The 6133-nt window shown below is 71.5% G+C and carries 1 protein-coding gene; it reads left to right on the top strand.

Annotated elements, in window-relative coordinates:
- On the top strand, nucleotides 1-6133 hold a 6133-nt coding region (locus PMI12_RS11645), incomplete at both ends, for a non-ribosomal peptide synthetase (protein ID WP_049965630.1).

The raw sequence follows: 6133 nt of genomic DNA, 5'->3' as shown, positions 1-6133 counted from the left end.
GATCGAGTCGGTGCTGCTGCGGCATCCGCTGGTCGCACAGGCCGCGGTGATCGCGCGCGAGGACGTGGCGGGCGAGAAGCGCCTCGTGGCCTATGTCGTGGCTGCGGATGCGGCCGATCCGCAGGCGGCCGAGCTGCGCGACCACCTCGCGCAGGCCCTGCCCGAGTACATGGTGCCCTCTGCCTTCGTCAGCCTGCCGGCCCTGCCGCTCGGCCCGAGCGGCAAGCTCGACCGCAAGGCGCTGCCGGCGCCGGAACTGCAGGCGGCCACGCCCTACGCCGCGCCGCGCACGCCCACCGAGAAGATCCTGGCGGGGCTCTGGGCCGAGACCCTGCACCTGCCGCGCGTCGGCATCGACGACAACTTCTTCGAGCTCGGCGGGCACTCGCTGATGATCGTGCAGCTGATCTCGATGATCCGGCAGCAGTTCATGATCGACCTGCCGCTGGACACGCTGTTCCAGGTCTCCACCATCGCCGGCCTCGCGGAGCTGCTCGACCAGGCCTCTGGCGCGCGGCCCAGCCTCGTGCCGATGCCGCGCCCGGCGCGCATTCCGCTGTCCTTCGCGCAGCGCCGCCTGTGGCTGATGAACCAGCTCGAGAACGCGAACCCGGCCTACAACATGCCGCTGGCCCTGCGCCTGTCGGGCGTGCTCGACCGCGCGGCGTTGCAGGCGGCGCTCGACGACCTGGTGCAGCGCCACGAAAGCCTGCGCACCATCTATCCGAACGAGGACGGGCTGCCGTACCAGCACATCCTCGACGGCGCGCAGGCCCGCGCGGTGCTGGCCGAAGCGGACAGCAGCGAAGAAGAGATCGCTGCCCAGCTGCATGCAGCGGCCCGCCTGGGCTTCGATCTCGGCAGCATGGCGCCCCTGCGTCCCCATCTGTTCAGGCTGGCGGCCGACGAGCACGTGCTGCTGCTGCTGACGCACCACATCGTCGGCGATGGCGCGTCGCTGCTGCCGCTGGCGCGCGACCTGAGCATTGCCTACGCCGCGCGCAGCGAAGGCAAGGCGCCTAGCTGGGCGCCGCTGCCGCTGCAGTACGCCGACTACGCGCTGTGGCAGCAGGACCTGCTCGGCAGCGAGGACGATCCCGAGAGCATGGCCGGGCGCCAGCGCGAGTTCTGGCGCGAGACCTTGCGCGGCCTGCCCGAGCGACTGAGCCTGCCGGTCGACCGCCCGCATCCGGCCGTTCCCAGCTACCACGGCGACGTGGTGCCGATGCACATTCCGCCGCACGTCCACGAGCGCATGCTGCAGCTGGCGCGCGACGGCCAGGCCAGCGTCTTCATGGTGCTGCAGGCGGCGTTGGCGGGCCTGCTGAACCGGCTGGGCGCGGGAGACGACATCGTCATCGGCACGCCGGTCGCCGGGCGCAGCGACCATGCGCTGGACGACCTGATCGGCTGCTTCGTCAATGCGCTGGTGCTGCGCACCGATGCCTCGGGGCAGCCGGGGCTGCGCGAGCTGATCGCGCGGGTGCGCGCCACCAACCTCGCCGCGTACGCGAACCAGGAGTTCCCGTACGACCGCATCGTGGAGCTGCTGCGCCCGGAGCGCTCGGGCGCCAACCTGCCGCTGTTCCAGGTCATGCTGGGATTCCAGAGCAGCAATAGCCGCCTGTCTTTCAGCTTGCCCGGCCTGTCGATCACGCCGCAGCCGGTGGCCGTCGACACGGCGAAGTTCGACCTGTCCTTCATCCTCGACGAGCAGCGCGGCGCCGACGGCCTGCCGGGCGGCATTGCCGGCGGCATCCAGTACAGCACCGACCTGTTCGAGCGCAGCACCGTCGAGGCCATCGCCGAGCGCCTGGTGCGCCTGCTGGAACAGGCCTGCGAGGCGCCTGACACCGCGCTGGGCAGCCTGGACATCCTGAGCGCCGAGGAAAGCCGGCGCCTGCTGTCCGACTGGAGCGGCAGCACGCGAGACATCGCGCCGCTATCGCTGGCTGCCATGGTGGCGTCGCATGCCGCCGAGCGCCCGCATGCGGCGGCGGTGGTGCTCGACGATGCAACGCTCAGCTATGCCGAACTCGATGCGCGCGCCAACCGGCTCGCACACCTGCTGCGGGGCCGGGGCATCGGCGCCGGCGCCATCGTCGCGGCGGTGCTGCCGCGCTCGCTCGACCTCGTGGTGGCGCACCTGGCCATCGTCAAGGCCGGCGCAGCCTACCTGCCCATCGATCCGAACCACATGACCGGGCGCAGCGCCTTCGTGTTCGAGGAGGCGGCACCCGCCTGCGTGCTGACCCAGGCATCGCTGCTGCCGGAACTCGCCGGCATCGCGCATTGCCTGGCGCTCGACAGCGACGAGACGGTCGCCGCGCTGGCGATCCAGCCGGACGCCGCGCCGGCGCATGCGCGCGCGGCCGAGCCGCAGGATGCCGCGTACGTCATCTACACCTCCGGCTCCACCGGCATGCCCAAGGGCGTGGTGGTGCCGCACGCGGGCCTGAGCAGCCTCGGCGCCGCGATGGCGCAGCGCTTCGCCATCGGCCCGGACTCGCGCGTGCTGCAGTTCTCTTCCAGCGGCTTCGACGCTTCGGTGATGGACCTGCTGATGGCCTTCCACGCTGGCGCCGCGCTGGTGCTGCCGGGGGCGCAGCAGCTGCTGGGACCGGAGCTGGCCGACCTGCTCCACAGGCAGGCCGTGAGCCACGCGCTGATTCCGCCCGCCGCGCTCGCCACCCTGCCGTATGGCGAATTCCCGCACCTGCAAACCTTGGTGGTGGGCGGCGATGCCTGCCCCGCCGCGCTGGCCGCGCGCTGGTCGCAAGGCCGCCGCATGATCAATGCGTATGGCCCGACGGAAATCACCATCTGCGCGAGCATGAGCGCGCCGTTGAATGCCGAAGAGCCGCCGTCCATCGGCCGGCCGGTCTGGAACACGCGCCTGTACGTGCTCGACGACAGCCTGCAGCCAGTGCCGCCCGGTGTCGCGGGCGAGCTCTACATCGCCGGCAGCGGGCTGGCGCGCGGCTACCTGAATCGCCCGCTGCTCAGCGCCGAGCGTTTCATCGCCAACCCCTTCGGCGAACCCGGCAGCCGCATGTACCGCAGCGGCGACCTGGTGCGCTGGCGCAATGACGGCAGCCTCGATTTCCTGGGCCGCGCCGACCAGCAGGTGAAGATCCGCGGCTTTCGCATCGAGCCGGGCGAGATCGAGTCGGTGCTGCTGCGGCATCCGCTGGTCGCACAGGCCGCGGTGATCGCGCGCGAGGACGTGGCGGGCGAGAAGCGCCTCGTGGCCTATGTCGTGGCTGCGGATGCGGCCGATCCGCAGGCGGCCGAGCTGCGCGACCACCTCGCGCAGGCCCTGCCCGAGTACATGGTGCCCTCTGCCTTCGTCAGCCTGCCGGCCCTGCCGCTCGGCCCGAGCGGCAAGCTCGACCGCAAGGCGCTGCCGGCGCCGGAACTGCAGGCGGCCACGCCCTACGCCGCGCCGCGCACGCCCACCGAGAAGATCCTGGCGGGGCTCTGGGCCGAGACCCTGCACCTGCCGCGCGTCGGCATCGACGACAACTTCTTCGAGCTCGGCGGGCACTCGCTGATGATCGTGCAGCTGATCTCGATGATCCGGCAGCAGTTCATGATCGACCTGCCGCTGGACACGCTGTTCCAGGTCTCCACCATCGCCGGCCTCGCGGAGCTGCTCGACCAGGCCTCTGGCGCGCGGCCCAGCCTCGTGCCGATGCCGCGCCCGGCGCGCATTCCGCTGTCCTTCGCGCAGCGCCGCCTGTGGCTGATGAACCAGCTCGAGAACGCGAACCCGGCCTACAACATGCCGCTGGCCCTGCGCCTGTCGGGCGTGCTCGACCGCGCGGCGTTGCAGGCGGCGCTCGACGACCTGGTGCAGCGCCACGAAAGCCTGCGCACCATCTATCCGAACGAGGACGGGCTGCCGTACCAGCACATCCTCGACGGCGCGCAGGCCCGCGCGGTGCTGGCCGAAGCGGACAGCAGCGAAGAAGAGATCGCTGCCCAGCTGCATGCAGCGGCCCGCCTGGGCTTCGATCTCGGCAGCATGGCGCCCCTGCGTCCCCATCTGTTCAGGCTGGCGGCCGACGAGCACGTGCTGCTGCTGCTGACGCACCACATCGTCGGCGATGGCGCGTCGCTGCTGCCGCTGGCGCGCGACCTGAGCATTGCCTACGCCGCGCGCAGCGAAGGCAAGGCGCCTAGCTGGGCGCCGCTGCCGCTGCAGTACGCCGACTACGCGCTGTGGCAGCAGGACCTGCTCGGCAGCGAGGACGATCCCGAGAGCATGGCCGGGCGCCAGCGCGAGTTCTGGCGCGAGACCTTGCGCGGCCTGCCCGAGCGACTGAGCCTGCCGGTCGACCGCCCGCATCCGGCCGTTCCCAGCTACCACGGCGACGTGGTGCCGATGCACATTCCGCCGCACGTCCACGAGCGCATGCTGCAGCTGGCGCGCGACGGCCAGGCCAGCGTCTTCATGGTGCTGCAGGCGGCGTTGGCGGGCCTGCTGAACCGGCTGGGCGCGGGAGACGACATCGTCATCGGCACGCCGGTCGCCGGGCGCAGCGACCATGCGCTGGACGACCTGATCGGCTGCTTCGTCAATGCGCTGGTGCTGCGCACCGATGCCTCGGGGCAGCCGGGGCTGCGCGAGCTGATCGCGCGGGTGCGCGCCACCAACCTCGCCGCGTACGCGAACCAGGAGTTCCCGTACGACCGCATCGTGGAGCTGCTGCGCCCGGAGCGCTCGGGCGCCAACCTGCCGCTGTTCCAGGTCATGCTGGGATTCCAGAGCAGCAATAGCCGCCTGTCTTTCAGCTTGCCCGGCCTGTCGATCACGCCGCAGCCGGTGGCCGTCGACACGGCGAAGTTCGACCTGTCCTTCATCCTCGACGAGCAGCGCGGCGCCGACGGCCTGCCGGGCGGCATTGCCGGCGGCATCCAGTACAGCACCGACCTGTTCGAGCGCAGCACCGTCGAGGCCATCGCCGAGCGCCTGGTGCGCCTGCTGGAACAGGCCTGCGAGGCGCCTGACACCGCGCTGGGCAGCCTGGACATCCTGAGCGCCGAGGAAAGCCGGCGCCTGCTGTCCGACTGGAGCGGCAGCACGCGAGACATCGCGCCGCTATCGCTGGCTGCCATGGTGGCGTCGCATGCCGCCGAGCGCCCGCATGCGGCGGCGGTGGTGCTCGACGATGCAACGCTCAGCTATGCCGAACTCGATGCGCGCGCCAACCGGCTCGCACACCTGCTGCGGGGCCGGGGCATCGGCGCCGGCGCCATCGTCGCGGCGGTGCTGCCGCGCTCGCTCGACCTCGTGGTGGCGCACCTGGCCATCGTCAAGGCCGGCGCAGCCTACCTGCCCATCGATCCGAACCACATGACCGGGCGCAGCGCCTTCGTGTTCGAGGAGGCGGCACCCGCCTGCGTGCTGACCCAGGCATCGCTGCTGCCGGAACTCGCCGGCATCGCGCATTGCCTGGCGCTCGACAGCGACGAGACGGTCGCCGCGCTGGCGATCCAGCCGGACGCCGCGCCGGCGCATGCGCGCGCGGCCGAGCCGCAGGATGCCGCGTACGTCATCTACACCTCCGGCTCCACCGGCATGCCCAAGGGCGTGGTGGTGCCGCACGCGGGCCTGAGCAGCCTCGGCGCCGCGATGGCGCAGCGCTTCGCCATCGGCCCGGACTCGCGCGTGCTGCAGTTCTCTTCCAGCGGCTTCGACGCTTCGGTGATGGACCTGCTGATGGCCTTCCACGCTGGCGCCGCGCTGGTGCTGCCGGGGGCGCAGCAGCTGCTGGGACCGGAGCTGGCCGACCTGCTCCACAGGCAGGCCGTGAGCCACGCGCTGATTCCGCCCGCCGCGCTCGCCACCCTGCCGTATGGCGAATTCCCGCACCTGCAAACCTTGGTGGTGGGCGGCGATGCCTGCCCCGCCGCGCTGGCCGCGCGCTGGTCGCAAGGCCGCCGCATGATCAATGCGTATGGCCCGACGGAAATCACCATCTGCGCGAGCATGAGCGCGCCGTTGAATGCCGAAGAGCCGCCGTCCATCGGCCGGCCGGTCTGGAACACGCGCCTGTACGTGCTCGACGACAGCCTGCAGCCAGTGCCGCCCGGTGTCGCGGGCGAGCTCTACATCGCCGGCAGCGGG

It is taken from the genome of Variovorax sp. CF313 (genome assembly GCF_000282635.1).
Lineage (GTDB): Bacteria > Pseudomonadota > Gammaproteobacteria > Burkholderiales > Burkholderiaceae_C > Variovorax.
The sequence above is the reverse complement of the archived record's forward strand: the minus strand, read 5'-3'. Positions and strand labels throughout refer to the sequence as shown.